The sequence below is a fragment of the bacterium genome (assembly GCA_026708055.1).
Classification (GTDB): Bacteria; Actinomycetota; Acidimicrobiia; order Acidimicrobiales; family CATQHL01; genus VXNF01.
Window position 1 is genome coordinate 40,324 of record JAPOVS010000051.1, and the last position, 20,309, is coordinate 60,632.

At 69.6% G+C, this 20,309-nt stretch carries 22 protein-coding genes; 15 read left to right on the forward strand and 7 right to left on the reverse strand.

Annotation, left to right across the window (positions count from 1 at the left end):
• Window positions 1-24: 24 nt before the first annotated feature.
• Window positions 25-930 (reverse strand): restriction endonuclease, encoded by a 906-nt coding sequence (locus OXG55_10765; GenBank protein ID MCY4103723.1) that lies wholly within the window; start codon window positions 928-930, stop codon window positions 25-27.
• Between the two features lie 138 nt (window positions 931-1,068).
• On the opposite strand from OXG55_10765, the gene OXG55_10770 reads away from it, so the two are divergent.
• The 6 genes from OXG55_10770 (at window position 1,069) to OXG55_10795 (ending at window position 6,475) form a co-directional block, all read left to right on the forward strand.
• Window positions 1,069-2,331, forward strand: coding sequence for an ATP-binding protein (locus tag OXG55_10770; GenBank protein ID MCY4103724.1), 1,263 nt, complete (start codon window positions 1,069-1,071; stop codon window positions 2,329-2,331).
• Window positions 2,332-2,579: 248 nt separating this feature from the next.
• Window positions 2,580-3,605, forward strand: coding sequence for a hypothetical protein (locus OXG55_10775; protein MCY4103725.1), 1,026 nt, complete (start codon window positions 2,580-2,582; stop codon window positions 3,603-3,605).
• Between the two features lie 75 nt (window positions 3,606-3,680).
• Complete coding sequence (locus tag OXG55_10780; protein MCY4103726.1) at window positions 3,681-3,911, forward strand: ribbon-helix-helix protein, CopG family; 231 nt, start codon at window positions 3,681-3,683, stop codon at window positions 3,909-3,911.
• A complete protein-coding gene (locus OXG55_10785) occupies window positions 3,908-4,318 on the forward strand; it encodes a PIN domain-containing protein (GenBank protein ID MCY4103727.1) in 411 nt (136 codons plus the stop codon). The genes OXG55_10780 and OXG55_10785 overlap by 4 nt, the downstream gene beginning before the upstream one ends.
• Window positions 4,315-5,823: a phospholipase D-like domain-containing protein gene (locus OXG55_10790; GenBank protein ID MCY4103728.1), complete on the forward strand. Its 1,509-nt coding sequence runs from the start codon at window positions 4,315-4,317 to the stop codon at window positions 5,821-5,823. The genes OXG55_10785 and OXG55_10790 overlap by 4 nt, the downstream gene beginning before the upstream one ends.
• A gap of 160 nt (window positions 5,824-5,983) precedes the next feature.
• Window positions 5,984-6,475, forward strand: coding sequence for a hypothetical protein (locus OXG55_10795; protein MCY4103729.1), 492 nt, complete (start codon window positions 5,984-5,986; stop codon window positions 6,473-6,475).
• A gap of 7 nt (window positions 6,476-6,482) precedes the next feature.
• Here the strand turns inward: OXG55_10795 and OXG55_10800 are convergent, their stop codons facing one another.
• Window positions 6,483-6,617 (reverse strand): hypothetical protein, encoded by a 135-nt coding sequence (locus tag OXG55_10800; protein ID MCY4103730.1) that lies wholly within the window; start codon window positions 6,615-6,617, stop codon window positions 6,483-6,485.
• A 15-nt stretch (window positions 6,618-6,632) separates the two neighbouring features.
• Here OXG55_10800 and OXG55_10805 point away from each other — a divergent pair, with 15 nt between their 5' ends.
• The 4 genes from OXG55_10805 to OXG55_10820 all read left to right on the forward strand — a co-directional run bounded on the left by OXG55_10805 (window position 6,633) and on the right by OXG55_10820 (window position 8,994).
• A complete protein-coding gene (locus tag OXG55_10805; protein MCY4103731.1) occupies window positions 6,633-7,037 on the forward strand; it encodes a restriction endonuclease in 405 nt (134 codons plus the stop codon).
• Window positions 7,038-7,249: 212 nt separating this feature from the next.
• Window positions 7,250-7,783 (forward strand): hypothetical protein, encoded by a 534-nt coding sequence (locus OXG55_10810; GenBank protein MCY4103732.1) that lies wholly within the window; start codon window positions 7,250-7,252, stop codon window positions 7,781-7,783.
• Window positions 7,780-8,286, forward strand: coding sequence for an ATP-binding protein (locus OXG55_10815; protein MCY4103733.1), 507 nt, complete (start codon window positions 7,780-7,782; stop codon window positions 8,284-8,286). The genes OXG55_10810 and OXG55_10815 overlap by 4 nt, the downstream gene beginning before the upstream one ends.
• A gap of 429 nt (window positions 8,287-8,715) precedes the next feature.
• Window positions 8,716-8,994 carry a DUF3467 domain-containing protein gene (locus OXG55_10820; protein ID MCY4103734.1) on the forward strand — a complete coding sequence of 93 codons (279 nt, stop codon included), beginning with the start codon at window positions 8,716-8,718 and terminating at the stop codon, window positions 8,992-8,994.
• A 24-nt stretch (window positions 8,995-9,018) separates the two neighbouring features.
• Here OXG55_10820 and OXG55_10825 read toward each other — a convergent pair whose 3' ends face one another.
• Together OXG55_10825 and OXG55_10830 are read right to left on the reverse strand one after the other, a co-directional pair.
• Window positions 9,019-10,860 carry an FAD-binding protein gene (locus OXG55_10825; protein ID MCY4103735.1) on the reverse strand — a complete coding sequence of 614 codons (1,842 nt, stop codon included), beginning with the start codon at window positions 10,858-10,860 and terminating at the stop codon, window positions 9,019-9,021.
• Complete coding sequence (locus OXG55_10830; GenBank protein MCY4103736.1) at window positions 10,857-11,480, reverse strand: histidine phosphatase family protein; 624 nt, start codon at window positions 11,478-11,480, stop codon at window positions 10,857-10,859. The genes OXG55_10825 and OXG55_10830 overlap by 4 nt, the downstream gene beginning before the upstream one ends.
• A 93-nt stretch (window positions 11,481-11,573) precedes the next feature.
• On the opposite strand from OXG55_10830, the gene OXG55_10835 reads away from it, so the two are divergent.
• Entirely contained in the window at window positions 11,574-12,071 is a 498-nt protein-coding gene (locus tag OXG55_10835) for a hypothetical protein (GenBank protein MCY4103737.1), read from the forward strand.
• 76 nt (window positions 12,072-12,147) lie between these two features.
• Complete coding sequence (locus tag OXG55_10840; GenBank protein MCY4103738.1) at window positions 12,148-12,765, forward strand: methylated-DNA--[protein]-cysteine S-methyltransferase; 618 nt, start codon at window positions 12,148-12,150, stop codon at window positions 12,763-12,765.
• A gap of 57 nt (window positions 12,766-12,822) precedes the next feature.
• Here OXG55_10840 and OXG55_10845 read toward each other — a convergent pair whose 3' ends face one another.
• Window positions 12,823-13,041 carry a hypothetical protein gene (locus tag OXG55_10845; protein MCY4103739.1) on the reverse strand — a complete coding sequence of 73 codons (219 nt, stop codon included), beginning with the start codon at window positions 13,039-13,041 and terminating at the stop codon, window positions 12,823-12,825.
• A gap of 158 nt (window positions 13,042-13,199) precedes the next feature.
• Here OXG55_10845 and OXG55_10850 point away from each other — a divergent pair, with 158 nt between their 5' ends.
• Window positions 13,200-14,750, forward strand: a complete 1,551-nt coding sequence (locus OXG55_10850) for an AMP-binding protein (GenBank protein MCY4103740.1) — start codon at window positions 13,200-13,202, stop codon at window positions 14,748-14,750.
• Window positions 14,751-14,801: 51 nt separating this feature from the next.
• Here the strand turns inward: OXG55_10850 and OXG55_10855 are convergent, their stop codons facing one another.
• Window positions 14,802-16,556 (reverse strand): hypothetical protein, encoded by a 1,755-nt coding sequence (locus OXG55_10855; protein ID MCY4103741.1) that lies wholly within the window; start codon window positions 16,554-16,556, stop codon window positions 14,802-14,804.
• Window positions 16,557-16,842: 286 nt separating this feature from the next.
• Here OXG55_10855 and OXG55_10860 point away from each other — a divergent pair, with 286 nt between their 5' ends.
• The gene (locus OXG55_10860) at window positions 16,843-18,891 is read left to right on the forward strand and encodes an acetoacetate--CoA ligase (protein MCY4103742.1); all 2,049 of its coding nucleotides are present in this window, start codon (window positions 16,843-16,845) and stop codon (window positions 18,889-18,891) included.
• A complete protein-coding gene (locus OXG55_10865) occupies window positions 18,888-19,733 on the forward strand; it encodes a CoA ester lyase (protein MCY4103743.1) in 846 nt (281 codons plus the stop codon). The genes OXG55_10860 and OXG55_10865 overlap by 4 nt, the downstream gene beginning before the upstream one ends.
• Before the next feature lie 159 nt (window positions 19,734-19,892).
• Here OXG55_10865 and OXG55_10870 read toward each other — a convergent pair whose 3' ends face one another.
• Window positions 19,893-20,300: a nuclear transport factor 2 family protein gene (locus tag OXG55_10870; GenBank protein ID MCY4103744.1), complete on the reverse strand. Its 408-nt coding sequence runs from the start codon at window positions 20,298-20,300 to the stop codon at window positions 19,893-19,895.
• Between the last annotated feature and the right edge of the window lie 9 nt (window positions 20,301-20,309).

The window sequence follows — 20,309 nt, forward strand, 5'->3', positions numbered from 1 at the left end:
GGCCGAATGGGGGATTGCCGGGACTCAGCCGGCGGACTCGAATCGGTCGAAGAACTCCGGCACGACCTGCGGAACGGTCCGGATGCCCACCTCTTGCTCACGGACGAGATCACAGAGTTTCTCGCCATCGATCAGATCGACCATCGGCGTCGTGGCCTGTGATGCTTTGCGCGCCGCCGGCGTGTAGCGCCCGAGGGTCACCATGATGGCCCGCTCCGCCCCGGTCACCTCGGCGTCCCGCTGGAACAGCGCCACCTCCTGCCGCCCGATTCCCGCTGGCGAGGCAGGGTTGTACCGCTTCACCTGAACGGCGACCTTCGCTGAAAGCACAGGTGAGATCGGGGCCACACCGATGCCGTCGATCCCCTCGTCGCCGGAACCGCCTGTGTGTTCCAACTCCAGATCGAACGAGCGCAACAGGTAGAGCACGAAGTGCTCGAACGCCGTCGGCGACATCCGATGAAGCCGATCCAGCAGCGCATCGCGCCATTCCGTCGGCTCCTCCGGCTCCTCGGGTAGCGGAGCGTCGTCATCCTCGGTCGTGTCGTCTTGTTGAGGCTTGGACGCGGCCGAACGCCTGTAGGCGGCCTCGGCCGCGCGTTGCAGATCCCTGAGTCTCTCAACGGCTCGGTCTTCCGGCAGGACGAGGATCTCGCGTCCCAGAGCCGTGAGCAGGTACAGACCTCGCCGGGGCTGCTCCAAAGTTCCGAACGTCTTGCACTCGGAGCGGGCCCAACTGGTCCGGTCCAGGAGGATGAAGTCTCCGCTCCTCGGATACCTGAGCGCGAGCATCTCCTCGGATGGGTTGAGCGTCTCGAGAACCGCCTCCCGCAACTGCCGTGTCTGCGCCGACCCTCCCAACCGCTCGATTGCCTGAAGGGTTGGGAGCAGCAAGTCGAACGACGTGGGAAGGTCGTCCTTGGTGGCCATGTGTGCCAAGCTACAGCGGCCTCAGCGGGCACCTCGCCCGTCCTCGCCGCTAAGCCCCTTGCGCGAGTGTCTCCGCTCTTGATTACTATCTTGAGTAGGATTACTCAGACGAGTAATCAGGTCCTGTATTATGTGGTCGTGAGCGAGTTCCGGCGACCTCAGGTGGCGACGATCGTAGAGCGGCTGGCGGAGCCGCCGGAGCGGCTCGTGGCGGTGTTCGGGCCGCGCCAGACGGGCAAGACGACCGCGGTCCGCCAAGCGCTTGAGATCAGCTGGCGGCCCGACCGTTTCGAGGCAGTCGACGATCCGGGCACCCACGCGGCGCCGCGCCCGCTGGAGTATGCAGCTGGCGACTCGGTCCGCTTGCCGGGGCCGCGCGACAGCCGATGGCTCGCCGCCGTCTGGGAGGACAGCCGGCGCCGCGCTTGGCAGTCGTCTCAGGGTTTTGTGCTCGTGTTGGACGAGATCCAGAAGATCGGGGGCTGGTCGGAGGTGGTGAAGGGTCTCTGGGACGCCGACCGGGCGAGCGGCTGCCCGCTCCATGTCGTGATCCTCGGTTCGGCGCCGCTGCTGATGCAGGCCGGGCTGACGGAGAGCCTCGCAGGACGGTTCGAGCCGATCCGGTTCGCGCACTGGTCGTACGCGGAGATGGCCGAGGCGTTCGGCTTCGACCTCGAACGCTACGTCTTCTTCGGCGGCTATCCGGGAGCGGCGTCCAGGATCGGTGACTTCCAACGGTGGGCCGACTACGTCCGCGGCGCGCTGATCGAGCCCAACATCGAGCGCGACGTGCTCGCAATGACAAGGGTCGACAAGCCGTCGCTGCTCAGGAGGCTGTTCTACCTGGGTGCGGCCTACTCCGGGGAGGTGGTCTCGTACAACAAACTGGTCGGACAGCTGCAGGACGCCGGCAACACCACCACTCTGACCCGATACCTCGAACTCCTCTCGCAGGCCGGGCTGCTGACGGGATTCTCCAAGCACACGGAGCGGCTGGTGTCGGCCAAGGCGTCGACGCCGAAGCTGAACGTGCTGAACACTGCCCTCATGGCCGTCGTGTCCGGCTACACGTTCGAGGAGGCCCAACTCGACCGCACCTTCCGGGGTCGCTTGGCCGAGAGCGCGGTCGGGGCGCACCTGGCCAACACAGCGTCGCCGAGCACCGCCGTGAGGTACTGGCGCGAGCGCCACAACGAGGTGGACTTCGTTCTCGTCAGGGGTCCCCACGTCGTCGGGATTGAGGTGAAGAGCGGAAGTGACTCGCCCGCGACGGCGGGCGTCGCAGAGTTCGAGCGGCGCTTCCATCCCCGCGGAACAGTGATCGTGGGCGACGCCGGCGTGCCGCTGCACGAGTTCCTGTCTGTGCCCGCCGATCACTGGTTCGAGGCGGAGTCGGCATGAACGTGCCGGACCTTCTCGCCGATGCTGCTGCTCAGCGCCGGGACGAATGGTCGCAATACCTTCGCTCACACGAAGCAGGCACCCGCCAGAACCGCCTCCGGGCACCGGATCTGCACACTTTGGCGGCTGAGTATCTCGGCCGGTTCTCCGAATCCGACGCCGAGGCGCACCCTCAGCAACGAGTTGCAGACTTCATCGGCGACGACGAGGTTGCCGTCGACGCCGCGCTCACGGCCCTGCGAAGCGCTGTGTGGCGCGACGACGTTCCGGAAGTTGATGAGACCATCAAGCTGCACTCGGAGTCGAAGCAGTCATGGCTGGCGTACCCGGTGCTGGCGAGTCTGCACATACTTGACGAGGAGAGTCCGACATCGCTCGACTCTCTGCCCGAATCGGCGAAGCGCAGGGCATTGGCGATCCACTACTGCACCCTGCCGGGCGTTCCGAATCCAGACCGGCCCTCCTGGCACGATCGCTGGCTCGCTCAGGATCCCGCGCTGGTGCTCGACGTCCTGCAGCGGTGTGCGGTCGCAGGGATCCGTCGGGGCGAGGATTCCCCGCCGGGTCTGACCGATCTCTCCGCCATCACCGGCCACGACGACTTGGTGCACGACGTTCGGCTCAGTTTGCTGCGGTCGTTCTCCGTTCGTGGTTCGAGCGACCGGCTACCTCAGCTCGAGGGACTCCTCAACTCGGCACTGAACTACTCACTGGAGCACTCGGACACGGCCGCGCTCGAACGATTGATCGGGGAGAAGCTCTCAAGTCAGAGCATGAGCGTCGGACAGCGGGTGCGTTGGCTGGCGGTCGATGCGGCCTTGTCGCCCGTGCCGGGTCTGCCAAGGCTGATGGACTTCGTGAGCACCGACGAGGCTCGGGCGCGACACCTTGCCGAGTTACTGCGCAATCAGGCCGAGTTTGCGCAGGGGAGTGGACGTGATCGCGCTCGCAGCGTCTGGTTGATCCTGTCGCAGAGCCGTGAGCCGGCAACGTTGCGAGTCCTGATCGAGATGCTGGGGCCGCTCTTCGTCCCGACCGAGTGGGGTGGCTACATCTCGACCGCGCAGGGGATCTCTGCGTTCCTCACAAGCGTGATCGACCAACTCGGTTCGCTTCCTGGCAGCGAGGCGCAACAGGTCCTGAGCGACCTGATAGAGGACACCCGGCTCGCGAGTTGGCACAGCCGTCTCGATCCGGCTCGGGAGAATCAGCGAGTGATTCACCGTGATCGTCATGGACGTGACCCGGCCCGGAGCGTGATCGGCGGGCCGTGAGTCGGCGATGATCGGTGACGTGCCGGTGCAGGTTCATATGTAGTCGAGGTCACGATGGCTATGTATGCTGTGTGCGTGAAGGCTGTGACGATCACGATTCCCGAGGAACTCGACGCCGAGGCGGCCGCTGAGGCGCGCCGGCTGGGGATTTCCAAGTCCGAGTTGATCCGGCGCGGCCTTTCCGCCGTCCTGCCTGCCGGACGGATCGATGCGCGTGGCGACGCCTGGAGCGACTTGGCCGGATTCGGGAGCAGGGGAATCAGTGCCCGACCGGGCGAGATCGACGAGGTCGTCTACGGGTCGTGAAATTCGCCGACACGAGTTGGTGGGTCGCCTGGGCGCTTCCCGGCGACGCCCGTCATCGTGAGGCGTTGGCGGTGCTCGCTCGTATCGGTGCCGGTGAGCAGGTCCTGACGACCAATCTCGTCGTCGGTGAGACTTGGGCGTTCCTGCGCCGCAAGGACGGTCATCGGACGGCCGTCGGGTTCCTGGATCGCCTGGCGGTCCTTCAGTCGGCCCGCAGGCTGAAGCTGCACGCGGTCACCGCAGAGCAGGAATCCAGGGCGTGGGACTGGCTCCGCCGTCACGACGAGCGGGAGTACTCCTTCGTCGACGCCACGAGCTTCGAGGTGATGCGCACTCGCCGCCTCCGCGAGGCCCTCGCGTTCGACAACGACTTCACAGCCGCGGGCTTCACCGAGATGCGCCCATGAGCGCGCCAGCGGACCGGATCGAGCGATTCCTTCGCGAGAACCCGTCGGGGCCGCTCTGGGTGACCGTAGGGTTCGCCTCGGCGTTCGGGCTCGCCTGGCTGAACGAGCGAACCCGCGGGCGTCCGGTCACATTGCTGATCGGCGACACCAGAACGGGGTTCGCCAAGTACTCCGAGGACGACCGCCGGGCGGCGATCAGGTTCGTCCAGCGCCCCGATGTGTCAGTCCGCAATTGGTACAGGAAGCATGGCGGCCACCGAACGGCGCATGCCAAGACGTGGATGGTGGAGCCCGACCCGAACGCGGGGATCGCGGGCGGAATCCTAGTCGGTTCGGCCAACCTGACCCGCCAGGGACTCCTGCAAAACGTCGAGATGCTGACGCTGGCCGATCCCTCGGAGCATCGGCGGCTCCGCGCCGAGATCCATGAGGTGATGGACGAGAGCTGGGCGATCGAGGACCGGCTCCTCGGACTTCTCGGGGCGACGAAGGCAGGGTCACCCCGCGTCTGGACGGGTACTGCGCCGATGCGACGCGATTACGACGGGCCGCGCCGTCCAGAGAAGGGTTCCGCTCGGAGGGGTTCCCGGTACCCGCCCCAGAAGTCGGCGAGTCCTACGCGACGTGATTACGACGGGCCGCGCCGTCCACGGCAGCGTCCCGCTCGGGCCGGTTCCCGGCACGCGCACCGGCGATCGGCGAGTCCGAAGGGCCGAGAGTTGCGCAGCGCCGCGCTGATGATCGCGGCCGGAGTCGTCCTCCTATTCGTGCTGCTCTCAAACATCGGGCGCGACGGAGACTCCGCCGACTCTCCTGGCGGGTCGAATCCGCCTGTCGCCGCCCCGTCACCGCCGGCCGCCGGGGTGCAGACCGTTGCTCCGGTCGAGGTTCCGCCGCCGCCGGCAGCGGATCCTGTGCCGGGATCGGCTGCGGGGAGCGCTCCGGCGACGACGGTGCCGGACACGCTGGCCCATCGGCCCGAGATCGAGTTGAGCGCACCCCCGGAGGGATGGACCCCATACGTGGGCGGCAACGCTTCAACCTACGGCGAGCCCGACCGAGACGATCTCCAATGGGTGGCCTGGCAGCCGACCTGTCCCTCGTGCGAGCCCGGCGTCACAATGAGTTGGGTGGGCTCATACGCCTACCCATTCAACGATTTCGCGGACTCGGAGAATCATCATCTGCGTGCCAAACTGCTGTCATCCTGCTTCCACCGCGAGCGGTCGGGTCCACTGATTCAGTGGCAACACGACATCGGTGGCGACCACGTCGCCTCGCTCTGGATCGACGGCGAACGGGTGCCGACGGGTTCGTGGTGGCTCGCTGACGGTGGCGACGCCCGTCTCATGGTGCCAGAACCCGGGCCGTTCCTTGCCCTACTAGAAGATGCGCAGGAGTTGCGGATCGTCACCGCAGAGCGTCGCGAAGCCACCTTCACCGTGGCCGGGTTCCTGTCCACGCCGGTTCAGGCCAACCTGGATCACTGCGACCACTATTCGTGAAACCGTCGAGTGGTGTCCATGCTACTTCGCCGGCCGCGTGACTGTGGCTCCCCGCACCCGTCTTCGGGGCGATCGGTGAGAGGCCGAGCGGGTTGCCTCGTTGCCGGATGTCGGGTAGGACCCGGACGTCTGACCGGGCTGACGGAAGGAGGAGGGACAGATGGATGATGCCCCGACCGCGTGGCTCATACGAGCGGGCAAGCACGGAGAGCATGAGGAGTTCGTTCTCGAGAACGGACTTGCTGGCATTGATTTCCGTCCGGTCCCGGATCTCACCGAGGCCACCGATCAGGATCGATTGAGGCAGATCGTCCGTGAGGCGTATCCGGATGATCCCGACGCGAAACGATGGAAGGTAACGGGTCAGCTTTGGGCCTTCCGTTCTGAGGTCAAGCCGGGAGATCTGGTGATTCTTCCGTTGAAGGGGAGGCCGCAGGTCGCACTGGGCATTGCGACGAGGGGCTACGAGTATCGGCGCGACTTGGATTCCCACATGCGGCACTGGATCGCAGTTGACTGGAAGCGGACCGATGTGCCCCGAACGGCGATTGGAGAGGATCTTCTGCCTCGCTCAATGCTGGCGGAACCGTCTATCGGGTCCAGAAAACGACGCCGCGCGGCGCCTGCAACAAGTTCTCGAGACTGGCGCTGACCCTGGTTCACGACTCGTCGGTCTCGAGTCGGTCGACGGCGACGATGTTGACGCGACTGACTCCTCCGAGTCGAGTATTGACATTGAGCGTCTGGGGCGCGATCAGATCCAAGCGCGCATCGCCGAGCAGTTCGGTGGTCATCGCCTCTCCGACCTCGTGGCGGCGGTCCTCGACGCCGAGGGCTTCTTCACCGAGGTCTCGCTCCCCGGCCCGGACGGCGGGATCGACATCTTCGCCGGTCGGGGTCCACTTGGTCTTGATCCTCCGAAGCTGATCGTGCAGGTGAAGTCGAGTCCGGCACCGGTCCCTGCGACAGTTGTTCGCGAACTCCACGGTGTTCTCACCACGCACGGTGCGGAACAGGCGCTACTCGTCGCTTGGGGAGGCGTGAATCGGGTCGCGCGACGGGAGTTGCGGAGCCAGTTCTTCCGGGTCAGGGTTTGGGATGCCGAAAATCTGCTCGACGCGATCCTGCGCAACTACGAGCGCTTGGACGAGGAGTGGCGCGCTGAACTACCGCTGAAGCGGATCTGGGCGCTGGCGTCGGAGCCGGCCGAGTAGTCGGGTCGGGGCGCGTAGGCGGTTGAGTTCGACCGTGCGCCGCTGGCGCCGAGGCGATAGTCCGCATAGTCGATCCCGTGGTCCGGTCGGCGCTGCTGGAATACCGATCGGCTCGTTCGCGCCGCTGTCGTTGATTCGGCCGCGCCGGGCGCTGGCCGGGCATGGCGCGGCGGGCGTTGACGCTGGGTCGGGGTGCTGTCACACTCGGTTCCGTGCGCGTCTTTGACGAGGCCCACGCGGCTCATAGCGACGCCGGGGGGCGGGATGCCGGTCCGGGCGACGTCAGAGGCGCGCCCGACGCCCTGCCGGCCGTACACGACCTCGGCGCCGGTGCCGAGATGTTGACGAAGCCTCCGTTCGTGCCGGTTGAGCCGGAGGTGTTCTTGGCTGCGGGGATGTCGAGCCGGGAGGAGGCCGAGCAGGAGGCGGCCGGCTGGCTGGGGGACATGATCGCCGGAGCGGGTCAGTTGACCTGGATCGAAGGGGGTCCGGGGACCGTCGTCGCCGAGCCGCACCCGGAGTTGCCGTGCGTGGTGTTCTCGGGCGCCCGCGAGCACGAGGGCGTGTGGGTGCCGACGCTGTTCCTGATGGCGGGCAAGCGCGAGACCGACCGCTACTGGCAGTGGGCCTCCTGCGGCGAGCGGAAGACCCCCCAACTCGGGGCCGACGCCATCGAGGGCGCCGAATGGGTCATCGAGGGGCTCCTGCCGATCGCGCGCAGCTCGATCCGGGCACCCACTGCATGAGCGCCCGCATAGCGGCCTACCGGGTGGACAGCAGGTCGTCCGCCGACCGGGCCGCCGACGCGGCCATGAGCCGCCTGCGTCTCAAGCCGGGCGGTCTGCGGGACGCGCTGCGCAGAGCCGTTTGTGAGAGCGCCGACAACGTGTCGGACTGGGCCGGGTCGGGAGAGGTTTCGATTGAGGAGGACCGCAGCGGCAGATCAGTGGTCATCGCGGACAGCGGTCCCGGAATTCACGGCACGATGCGTGAGTCGTTCCCCGATTTGAGCGGTACGCAGCTGCTCCTGCACGCCGTTCAGCCGGGCGTCACGTCGACAGGCGAGCAGTTCCGCGGTTTCGGACTGTGGTCGGCGGTGCAGGTGTCGAACTACGGCGCGGAGGTCGCAGTGGAGAGCGGCGGTGTGGCGGTGCTGTTCCGGCAGGGCGGGGCGGACTCGTGCTCCAAGAGCAGCAGCACGAGCGTGGGGACCGTGGTCCGGATCGCGCTGGGGCAGGCGGAGTTGTGAGGAGAGCCGCCGTCACGATCACCCGTCGCCGGCGTACTGCGGTGGCATAGACGCAACCTGGCCATCTTCCGGCGCACTTTGGAGCGAGGTGTGATGTGGTCGAGGTCGCTCCATCGTATGCGGCCGGCATTCTTGAGGGCTTCGCGCTTCGCGAGCACGTCAAGTGACGAACGGTTGCGTCTGTCGCAGCGGCGAGGGCAGGCGCGGTTCCGGTCCTACGACGAGGCGACCGTGCCCGGCACGGGCTTCGAGACCCTGGACGAGGCTCTGTGGCGCCCCATGCTCAGCAAGGCGTCCGCATGGTGGCTGCCGAACGCCTCGGGTGGGACCGGTACGGTGCTCCGAGGCGGAGGCGCCGGTCCAGGCACCGTCGCCGAGTCTGCGATGCTATGGCTCGGCCGCTATCGAGCGCGAGGAGGGGAGGTCGACATGTCGACGGAGGGTGAGAAGAAGCGCGAGGTGCCGATCCGGCTGCCGCCGGAGTTGGAAGGGGGCTGCTGGGCCAATTTCGCCGCCGTCACCCACAGTCCTTACGAGTTCACTCTGGACTTCGTGCGCATGAACTTCGACGGCGTCGAGCCCCGCAACGGCGTCGTGGTCCAGCGGATCCACATGTCGCCGCTGTTCGTGCAGCAACTCATCGACGCCCTGCAGGACAACTGGCGGAAGTACGCCGCCAAGGCCATGCCGAAGGAGGTCGAGGGCTAGGTCCGGAGCGCCCCGCCGTCCCGCTCAGACCGTCAGGGCGGCCTCCAGGCGCGGGATCAGCTCGTCGAACACGTCGCGCCAGTCGGCCACGAACCCCACATCGCACCAGTCGAAGATGAGCGCCTCGGGGTCGGGATTGATGGCCACGATGCTGCCTGCCGAGCGCACGCCGGAGGTGTGATTGAACTTCCCCGACAGGCCGATGGCGATGTACAGCCGGGGCGAGATGCTGTGGCCGGTGATCCCCACCTGGCGGGCCCGAGGCATGGCGCCGACGTCGGTCACCTTGCGGGTGGCGCACAGTTCGGCGCCGATCTTGCGGGCGTCGGCCCGGAGGCGCTCGTAGTCGTCCACGTCCACGCCCACGCCGACTCCGATCACGACCGCGGCGTGGGCGAGCAGGTCGCCGTCGTCGTCCCGCCTGCGCCCCAGCACCCGCAAGCGCTCCCGCGGCGTCACGGTGATCTCGGTCACGGGCACCTCCGGCGTCCGGCGCGGCTCGGGCAGTCCAAGGACGCCGGCGCGCACCGTCGCCATCTGCACCGCGGAGGAGCAGGCGATGTCGGCGATCACATAGCCACCGAAGGCCGGCTTCTCGGCGATCAGGCGACCATTGTCGCAGGAGAGACCCACGGCGTCGCCCGTCAGGCCGGCGGCCAAGCGGGCCGCCACCCGCGACGCCACTTCGCGGCCCCAGGCCGTGCTCGGCGCCAGGATCGCCCAGGGCTGCACGCCTTCGGCCCAGTCGCCGACCGCGCCGGCGACGTCCTCCTCGGTGAGCCCCCCGTGGCCGTCAGCGGGCACAGCACCGGCGGCGCTGACCCGGCGGACCGCGTCGGCTCCGAAGCCGCCGAGCTCGGTACCCGCGTCGGGACCCAGAGCCACGACGTGGCCGCCGACGGCGGTGGCCAGCCGCGCCGCGGCTCCCAGCAACTCCCGGGAGTGCCGGTCACGAGCCGGCTCGATGAGAACGCCGACGGCGAGGCCGCCGTTCTGGGCCGCCGGCAACTCGACGACCAACCCGGAGCCGCGGGCGACCTCCGGGGCGCCGGTGGGCACCAACGCCCCCCGATCCTCCAAGACCGCGATAGCCCGGTCGGCCGCCTCGGCAAGGCCGCCGGACAGGACCTCGCGTCGCCGGTCGATCTTCAGGGTCCAGATCGGCCCGACGGAGGTGGGGCTGGCGGCGGCGCCCCACGGCCCGGGCCCCAACTCGGCTGCGTCGATCGTCGTTATGCGCGAGCCGTCGACCCCCGCCCAGACTGCGGGATCCTTGATCTTGCAGGGATCGATCAGCCGCTCGGCGCACGAAAGCAGCGCCGGGAGATCCAACTCGGCGTCCAACCACTCGTCGTTGTGCTCGAGGAGCAGCGACAGCCGCTCGCCGGTGAGGCGCAGCCGGCGAACCCCGCAGGCGAAGGGCAGCCCCAGCAACTCGGCGAGCTGCGGCGGCACCTGGCCGGTGTCGGCATCGACGCTGTTCCGCCCCGCGAAGATCAGGTCGAAGGGTCCGAGATGTTCCACCGCGGCGGCCAGCGCCCGTGCGGTGGCCAGGGTGTCGGATCCGGCGAACGCCGGATCGGTCACGTGGAAGCCGGCGTCGGCGCCGAAGGCGATGGCCTCCCGGCAAACCGTGTCCGCCGAGGGCGGTCCCAGGGTCAGCACGCTGAGCGTGCCGCCGCCGGCGCGGGCGATCTGCAGGCCCTGGGCCACCCCGCGCCGGCAGTAGTCGTTCATGTGCAGCACCTGCCCGTCGCGCACGAGCCGGTTGTCGGGTCCGAGCCGCATGTCCTCGAAAACAGGGATCTGCTTGGCCAGCGCCAGCACCCGCAGCGGGCGGGCCGGTCGCAGCTCCGGCGTGCTCACGGCGCCGGAAGTGGGTCGAGGGTGTCGCGAGCCGTGTGCAGGTGGGCGGTCTCGTTCAGCGACGACACGTGCATGCCGCCCAGCAAGTTGCGCCGCAGCCGGCACAGGCCCGTGTACTCCAAGCTGAAGAAGAACACGTTCTCGATGCCCAGGAGGTGGCTCACGAGGGCGTTGACGGTCCCGCTGTGGGCCACCACCGCGACGGTCTGGTCGCTGTGTTCGGCCTCCCAGGCCGCGAAGGTCTTCGCCACGTCGTCGCGGAAGAGCTCCGGATCGGTGAATCCGGCCTCCCGCCAGCGCCCGCTGCGCAGGTGGCGCCAGATCTCGTGGCGTTCCCGCCGCATCTGCTCGTAGGGGATGTAGGTGGTGCTGCCGCTGTCGATTTCCGAGAAGCCCTCCACCGTCTCGATCTCGAGGCCCCGCTCGGCGGCCAAGGGTTCAGCCGTCTCGACCGCCCGAAGCTTGGGGCTGGCGGCGACGTGATCGATCTCTTCGCCCGCCAGCCAGGCCGCCAGGCGTCGTGCCTGCTCGCGGCCCACGTCGGTGAGGCCCGGATCGGCGGGTCCGTCGGTGTTCTCCACCCGCTGGGGCAGGGCGTGACGGATCAGAAGCAGCTCCACGTGACCGTACGGTACCGGCCGGTCCGCCCCGACAGGCCCGAGCAGGAGCGGTGTGGCGCAGGTGGTGGCGGTCGGGTGTGACAACATCGCGCCATGGCCGTGGACCACACCGGCGTCATGTTCACCTTCGAGGACACTGCCGAGATTCTCTCGTGCATGGAGGACCTGGCCGTGCGGGGCGACGGCAGGGGTTGGCTCAACCTGCTGCCCTGGGTGGAGGACGAGGAGCGGCCGCCCACCTCCCCGCTGGGGCGGATGTTCTCCGCCCGCGGTCCCGAGATCCCGCAGGCCACCTGGGTGCCGCAGCACCGGCGCGGCCGGAGCACCGTGCGGGCCACGATCGGCATATCGCACCCCACCGGCCGCTTCGCGGTGCGCCGCCTGGCCGAGAACGGCGTGGACGTGCCACAGGCCTGGACGGTGCGCCAGGACCACGTCCGGCGGGGGCTCGTGTTCGAGTTGCCCGACGGCGTCGGCGTTGCCGAGGTGCTGCGGTTCCTGATGGCGGCGACGGAGGTGCTCAGCGGTGTCGAGACCGACGGCCGCTGGGTTGCCGACATCGCGGTCCAGCGCGGCTCCCGGCGGGGCTGACCGCGCCGAGGGCCGCCTCGCGCTGCGGCATCCGTTCGCGTCAGGACCGTCGCCGCTCCCCGGCTATGGTCGGCGCATGGCCGAAATTGCGAACGGAAGAGCAGCCCGTCGAGCAATCGGCGGAGTCGATCCAGGGAGCGGGGTCCCGGCGGCGGGCGCCGAGGCGGTCTGGGTGTGGGACACCGACAGTCCCGTCGGCCGCCTGGGTCTGGCCCTCACCGAGGCGGGACTGCGGCGGCTCACGTTCCTGCCGCCCGGCGTCGCCGGTCGCGCCGACGGCGACGTCGAGGAGTTGGCCGCCACCATGGCCGTCACGGTGTCACCCCGTGTGACGGTGGCCGCCGCGCCCCTGGACGGCATGCGGCGGCAACTCGACGACTACTTCGCCGGCAGGCTGCGGGGCTTCGACGTGGAGGTGGACTGGCGCGACAGCGCGGGCTTCTACCGCCGGGCGCTGGAGGTGACGGCCGCCATCCCCTACGGAGGCACACGCAGCTACGCAGACGTGGCGGCGAGCGCCGGCAGCCCCAGAGCCGCCCGGGCGGTCGGCACGGCCATGGCGACCAACCCTGTTGCGCTGGTTGTTCCCTGCCACCGGGTCGTCCGAGCCGACGGCCGTCGCGGACCCTACGGGGGCGGTACTGCGGCCAAGGATCTGCTGCTGGACCTCGAGGCGTCTGTCAGCGGCAACTGAGGCGCGGAGATCTCGACCGGCTTCGCGAGGCCCTCGTCCGGGCCACGACCGGGTCGGTCAGAGGGCGATCTCCTCGATCTCCGAGGTCTCCCAGAACTCGTGGTTCTCGATCCAGTCCGCGTTGGCGGATCGCAGCAACAACTCGGGGTCGTGGCGCGGGTCGGCGTCCTCGCTGACCCCGCTGAGCACCGACCGCCAAGCGCCTGACCACCAGGCCAGGAGCGCGATAAGCAAGCACGAGCCCAAGAATGCCGCGAGCGGAACCAGCAATTCCACAGGACGCGAACCTTAACCACGCCCGACGGCATTGTCCAACCGAAGGCTCAGCCAGGTCGCCCCCAAGTGACGGCCAGGCGGCCGCGGCGGAACGCCGGTGGCGGACCGGCGGTCCCCGAGACGGCGCGGTAGGGTCGCCGCCTGCCGGAGGAGGTGTGATGAGCGACATCCTGGGCTTCTGGAGCATCGCGCAGGCCGACCCGCAGCGCCTCGCCGTGGTGGATCCGGAGGGGCGGAGCACCTCGTTCGGGGAGTTGGCGGACCTGACCAACCGGTACGCGCACGGGCTTCGCGCCCTCGGTCTCGGCCCGGGCGACTCGATGGTCACGGTGCTGCCCAACGGGCTGGAGCAGATCGCCTCGCTGCTCGCGGCCTACCAGAGCGGCCTGTACGTCACACCGGTCAACTGGCACCTCAGCGCCGCGGAGATCGCCTACATCGTCACCGACAGCGACGCCAAGGTGCTGATCGGCCACGAGCGTTTCGCCGTCGAGGCAGCGGGCGTGCCGGACGGCGCCGACGTGCCCCATGCGTTCTCAGTGGGCACGGTCGGCGGCTTCAGAACGATCGAGGAGTTGACGGCGGGCTGGCCGGCGACGCGGCCGGACGACCTCACGACCGGCTCCATCATGGGGTACACCTCCGGGACGACGGGGCGGCCCAAGGGCGTGCGCCGGTCCTTGAGTATCCGCCATCCCGACGAGTCGGCGGCCTTCGCGGGTTTCCTCCTGTTGCTGTTCGGCATCAAGCCGCATGCCGGCAACGTGTTCCTCTGCGCAACCCCCATCTACCACTCCGCCGGAAGTCTGTGGACCACGATGTCGCTGCACCTCGGACACAGCGTCGTGCTCATGGACCGCTGGAGCCCACTCGGGACGCTCGAGCTGATCGAACGCCACCACGTCACGCACACCCACCTGGTTCCGACCATGTTCCACCGCCTGCTGCGGCTGACGGCGGAGGAGCGGGACCGGTACGACGTGTCGTCGCTGCGGCACGTGATCCATGCGGCGGCCCCCTGCCCGGTCGAGACCAAGCAACGGATGCTGGACTGGTGGGGCGACTGCCTCTACGAGTACTACGCCGCCACCGAGGGTGGCGGGACGCTCGCCACTCCTGCCGACTGGCGGCGCTTCCCCGGCACGGTGGGCAGGCCCTGGCCCGAGACCGAGGTCATCGTCGTCGACTCGGAGGGCCGGGAACTGCCGCCGGGCCGCAGCGGCACCGTCTACATGAAGATGCCCGAACGCCTTCGCTTCAGGTACCACAACGACGCACAGAAGACCGCCGACGCCCAGCTGGGTGAGTTCTTCACCGTCGGCGACGTGGGGTACTTCAACGAGGAGGGCTACCTGTTCCTCAACGACCGGGCCCGCGACATGATCATCGTGGGCGGCGTGAACATCTACCCGGCGGAGATCGAGGGCGTGCTGCAGCAGTGCCCGCTGGTGGGCGATGTCGCCGTGTTCGGTGTACCCGACGAGGACCTCGGCGAGAGCATCAAGGCGGTGGTGGAACCGGCGCCGGGAGTCGAACCTGGCGAGGGAACCCGGCGGGCCATCCTGGACTTCCTGCCGGGGCGGTTGGCGAAGCAGCGCAGGCCGCACTCATTGGACTTCATTGCAGAACTGCCCCGGGACCCCAACGGCAAGCTCTACAAGCGACGGCTGCAGGATCCGTACTGGGAGGGGCTCGCCCGGCGCATCTGACCGCCCGCCGCCGGCGGGCGCGGTGTCGTCGGTCATGGTGCGGGCCCGCGCTCAGGCGCAGGTGTTCGGCGCCGCCTCGCCGGCGAACCGATCCGCGATCCAGCCGAGGAGGTCGTCCCGCTGGGCGGCGATCACGCTGCTGTGGTCGTGGCCCTCGTAGAGGATGCGATCGGTCGGGCCCTGGCCGTCCAGCACGCAGAGCTGTCCCAGCAGGATCTGGCTGCTGAGGGCGGGGATCTGCTCGTCGACGCTGCCGTGGAGGATGAGCAGCGGCACCGGCACCGGCGCCTGGTTCGTGTCGTTCTCGACGATCACCCGATCCCACGGCGACACGCCGAGGGGGCTCGCCACCTTCAGCATCTGCTCGGCGCTCAGCGGGTTGAACACGTCGAAGACGTCTTGCGTGCAGCCCGTCTCAAGCACGTCCATCAGGGCGATGGCCCCGTCGGTGTAGACCTGATCGAGCTCGACCTCGTCGTAGGCCTCGGCGAAAGCGGCCGAGGCCATGGCGAGGTATCCCTGGAACGGGCCGCCCAGCAGGACGCCGTAGAGCAGCGCGAACTGCGAGGGTGGAGCGCCGGACGCCACGCCGAGGAGTTGCAGCTCGGGCGCGTACTCCTGCCAGTGCTGGCCGGTGTGTATGGACGCGTGGCCTCCCTGGCTGTGGCCCCAGACCACGAACCCGTCGGTGACCGAGACGAGCGGCATCCCGTCGGTGCCCGGCAGGCTCCCGAGGTTGTGGGCGGCGCGGACGCTGTCGAGCACGCTCCGGGCCTCGCTCCTGCCGACGATGTAGGGGTGCAGACCGGGCGTGCCGAGACCCTCATAGTCGGTGGCCACGACGGCGTAGCCCTCCAGGTACGGGCCGTTGGAGAGGATCTCCGCCTCCGCGTCGTGCGACGGGGCGCAGATGTCGGCCGTGCCGGTGGTGCCGTGGGCGTAGGCCACGAGCGGCCAGCCGCCGGGCGGCGGCTCGCCGGCGGGGGTGGCCACGAACCCCGAGACGGCGATGTCGTCGCCCCGCAGCGAGCGGGAGCGGTAGAGGATGCGGTAGCCGATGTAGTCGTCGCCGAGCTCCAACTCCTCGATGTCGATGATCTCGCCGGGTTCGCCGGCGGGAAGGGGCAGGGGAACCCTCAATGCTCCCGGGGCGTCGTAGATGGACGTAATGACGGCAACGTCCTCGTCCCTGGGCTCGGATTCGCCTGCCACGCAGGGACCGTCGTCGCCCGACCAGACGAAGCCGGCCGCCTCGCAGATCGGTCGGCTCGTGTAATCGGAGGGGTGTGTCTCGAACCCGGGTTCGGACGGCTCCGGCTCCGGTGCCGGTTCGGGTTCCGGCGGCGTTTCGGGCTGCGGCGGGGCGTACGGATCTGACGGCGGCTCGGGTTCCGACTCCGGCGCCGGTTCGGGTTCCGTCGGTGGTTCCGGTGCGGGCGGTTCGGGTTCTCGCGCCGGTTCCGGCGGCGGTTCGGGTTCCGGCGGCGGTTCGGGTTCTGGCGGCGGTTCCGGTGGCGGTTCGGGTGCCGGCCGCGGTTCGGGTTCCGGTGCGGGCGGGGATTCCGGTGCGAGGGGTTCGGGTTCTGGCGGCGGCTCTGGGGATTCCGGCGCGGGGGCCGGTTCGGGAGCGAGTACCGGCGCCGGCTCGGGTGCCGTGGCGGGCGCCGCATCCGACTGCCCGCAGGCGGCGATCAGCAGTGCGCCGCCTGCCACCAGCGCGGCCGACACGATCGATGCGCGGCCACGCCGAGCGGCCCCTGCGGTGCGTCGCTGCGGCCCGAAGAGATGCGCAAGCGGGTCGGTCACGTCGGCTCCTCTCTGCGCGTCGGCGACGGCCGGTCGCCGGCATCGATGAGCGTACAGCCGACGGCTGCAGCGCTCGTCGGCAGGGCGCCCACGAACGAAACCCGCGTACCGCTCCTCGGGACACCTGATGCGCATCCCTCGGTCCCGCCAGGTGAGTGCCGCCCCACGAGCGGGGCCGCGTGCCGCTCCTCAGGGCGCCCCCGCCGGTGATGCCGCAGGCCCGGCCGTGACTGCTGCCGCCGTGGGTTCTGCCAGTCGGGGGCCGTGTGCAAAGCTCGCGCCCGTCATGGGATCGGGACTTCCGGAGAACGCCGTCGGCGGTGGGCGCAACGGGCCGCTCTGGGTGCCGCGGGCGCCGGAGGAGACCAACCTCGGGGCGTTCTGCGCGGCACTGGAACGCGCGGGTCACGGATCGTTCGGCGACTACACCGAACTCCACGGCTTCTCCGTGGCCGACCCCGAGGCGTTCTGGTCGGTCGCCTGGGACTTCTGCGAGGTGATCGCCGAGACCCGCGGTGAGCGCGTCTTCGAGCCGGGAGCGGAGATCCCCGACGGCCGGTTCTTCCCCGACGCCCGGCTCAACTTCGCCGCCAACCTGCTGCGGCGCCACGACGACGCGCCCGCCATCATCTTCGACGGCGAGGCGGGCGGGCGGCGCGAGTTGAGTTGGGCGCAGTTGCAGTCCGACGTGCGGCGGATCGCCGGAACGCTCGGCGGGGGCGCGGGCATCGGACCCGGCGACCGTGTGGCGGCCTGGCTGCCGAACATCCCCGAGACCTGCGAGCTGATGCTTGCGGTGGCCGCGCTCGGCGGCGTGTTCTCCTCCTGCTCGCCCGACTTCGGCGCCAACGGCGTGGTCGACCGGTTCGGGCAGATCCGCCCCCGCGTGCTGGTGGCCGTCGACGGCTACCGCTACGGGGGCAAGGACTTCGACTGCCTCGAGCGCCTCGCCGACGTCGCCTCGCGACTGCCCAGCCTGGAGCACCTCGTCGTCATCCCGTTCCTCGATCCTCGCCCGGACCTCGGCGGCGTGCCCGGCGCGGTGCTGTGGGAGGACTTCCTGGCCGCCGGATCCTCGGCAGCCGGCGGTGCACCGTCGCTCTTCGCTCCGCTGCCGTTCGACCACCCGCTGTACGTGCTCTACTCCTCCGGCACCACCGGGGCGCCCAAGTCGATCGTCCACCGGGCGGGCGGCGTGCTCCTCAAGCACCTCGTCGAGCACCGCCTGAACTGCGACGTCCGCCCCGGCGACCGCGTGTTCTACTTCACGACCGCGGGCTGGATGATGTGGAACTGGCTGATGTCGGCCCTGGCCAGCGAGGCGACGCTGGTGCTGTACGACGGTGCCCCCGACCCGGTGCGGTTGTTCGACCTCACCGACGCCGAGGGGATCACGCTGTTCGGCACGGCCGCGGGCTTCATCGAGGCGACCTCCAAGCGGGGCCTGTCGCCGCGGCGAACGCACCGTCTGGACACGCTGCGCACCATCACCTCCACCGGCTCGCCGCTCTCGCCGGAGGGCTTCGAGTACGTGTACAGCGAGGTCAAGCCCGACCTGCACCTGGCGTCCATCTCCGGTGGCACCGACCTGTGCGGGTGCCTGGTGAACGGCGATCCGACCGCGCCGGTCCACGCCGGGGAGATCCAGCGGCCCGCCCTGGGGTTGGCCATCGACGTGTTCGACGACGACGGTCGCCCGTGCCCACCGGGCACGCAGGGCGAGTTGGTGTGCACCAACTCCTTCCCCTCGATGCCGCTGGGCTTCTGGGGTGACCGAGACGAAGGCGAGAGCGGTGAGCCTGCGGATCCCGCTCTCGGCGTCTCGCCCGGCCCCCGCTACCGGCGGGCGTACTACGAGAGATTCCCCGGAATCTGGCACCAGGGCGACTACGCCCGCTGGACGCCCAACGGCGGGATGGTCATCGCCGGACGCTCCGACGCCACCCTCAACCCCGGGGGCGTGCGCATCGGCACCGCCGAGATCTACCGCTGCCTGGAGGCCGTCCCCGAAGTGCTGGAGGCCATCGTGATCGGTCAGCCGTACCGGGGCGACACCCGTATCGTGCTGTTCGTGCGCCTGAGTGCCGATTCGGGGGGCCCCTTGACCGAAGAACTGATGGGGCGGATCCGCGACCGCATCCGCGGCGGCGCCTCGCCGCGCCACGTCCCCGCCCGCGTCCTGGCGGTGGACGACATCCCCCGCACCCGCAGCGGCAAGCTCACCGAGTTGGCCGTGCGCGACGTGGTGTGCGGGCGGCCCGTGAGCAACACCGAGGCCATCGCCAACCCCGAGGCGCTGGAGCAGTTCCGCGACCGCCCCGAGCTGGCGTCGTGAACGGTCCCCGGCTGCGGCTGCGCAGCGCCCTGTACGCCCCGGCGAGCCGGCCCGATCTGCTGCCGAAGCTGCCGCGCAGCGGCCCCGACGGCGTCATCATCGACCTCGAGGACGCGGTTGCGCCCAGTGGCAAGCCCCAGGCCCGTCCCGCGGCCGCCGCCGCGGCCCGCGAGCTGCGGCAGGCGCACCCCGACCTGGCGATCTTCGTGCGCGTCAACGGGGTGGACACGGAGTGGTTCGAGGGTGACATGGCCGAGGCGTTGGTGCCCGAGCTGACCGGTGTGGTGGTGCCGATGCTGGAGTCGATCGCCGCGGTCGAAGCGGTGGCCGAGCGTCTCGACGCGGTGGGCCCGCTCGGCGTGATGGCGGGCCTGGAGACAGTGGCCGGGGTGGAACGCGCCGCCGAGGTGCTGCGCCCGCCGGTGGTGGCGGCCTACTTCGGCGCCGAGGACTACATCGCCGACATGGGCGGTGTGCGCACGCCGGAGAACACCGAGGTGCTGTACGCCCGGTCCCGCGTGGCGGTGGCGTGCCGGCTGGCGGGCGTGGTGGCGCTCGATCAGGTCGTCGTGAAGCTGCGTGACGAGGAGGTGTTCACCGCCGATGCCTCGCAGGGGCGCGCACTCGGCTACAAGGGCAAGCTCTGCATCCATCCCGCCCAGGTGCCCTGGGCGAACCGTGTCTTCACGCCATCGTCCGAGGAGGTCGACCGGGCGAGGCGCATGCTGGCGCTCTACGAGGAGACGCAGCGGACCGGCGCCGGCGCCGTGTCTTTCGAGGGCCAGATGGTCGACGAACCCCTGGCGCGCCAGGCCAGGGCCCTGCTCGCCGCCGCCGACTGACCGCACCGGTCCGGTCGGGGCCGCCGGTGGCCGTCGTCGGGAGCGTCTGGCGAAATCGCTCCGCCGGCCGGCCCCCGGCGTCCCCTCCCTCGCGTTCTCGAATGTCATTCCGGCGAAAGCCGGAATCCAGGTGGTGGCGGTCCGGTGCCGCGCCGCGGGTCAGCTTCGCCAGACCTGCTGCCTCAGGATCTCGGTGTCCATGTGGAAGTCGAGGCCGACGATGGCGCCGCCGGCGACACGGGAGATCAGGACCTCGATGAGGTCGAGCCGCGCACCCTCGATGTCGTTGCCCTCGGGCCATTCTCCCCTGCCCGTACCGGTCGCCCGGTACACGTAGCACGCCCCGTTCTCCTCCACGATGCGGTGGAGGATCTCGAAGCGGGCGTCGGGGAAGTGCTCGTAGAAGGCGCTGTGCATCTCGTGGAGGCCGGCGCGGTCGTAGGGGTAGGGGGCACCCTCGTCGTTGATCTCGCAGTTCTCGGCCAGTACCGAGACCAAGAGGTCCGGGTCGTGGCTGTTGACGCCCTCGAAGAAGGTGTCCATGAGCCGTTGGTTGGTTTCTCGCATGATGTGGCT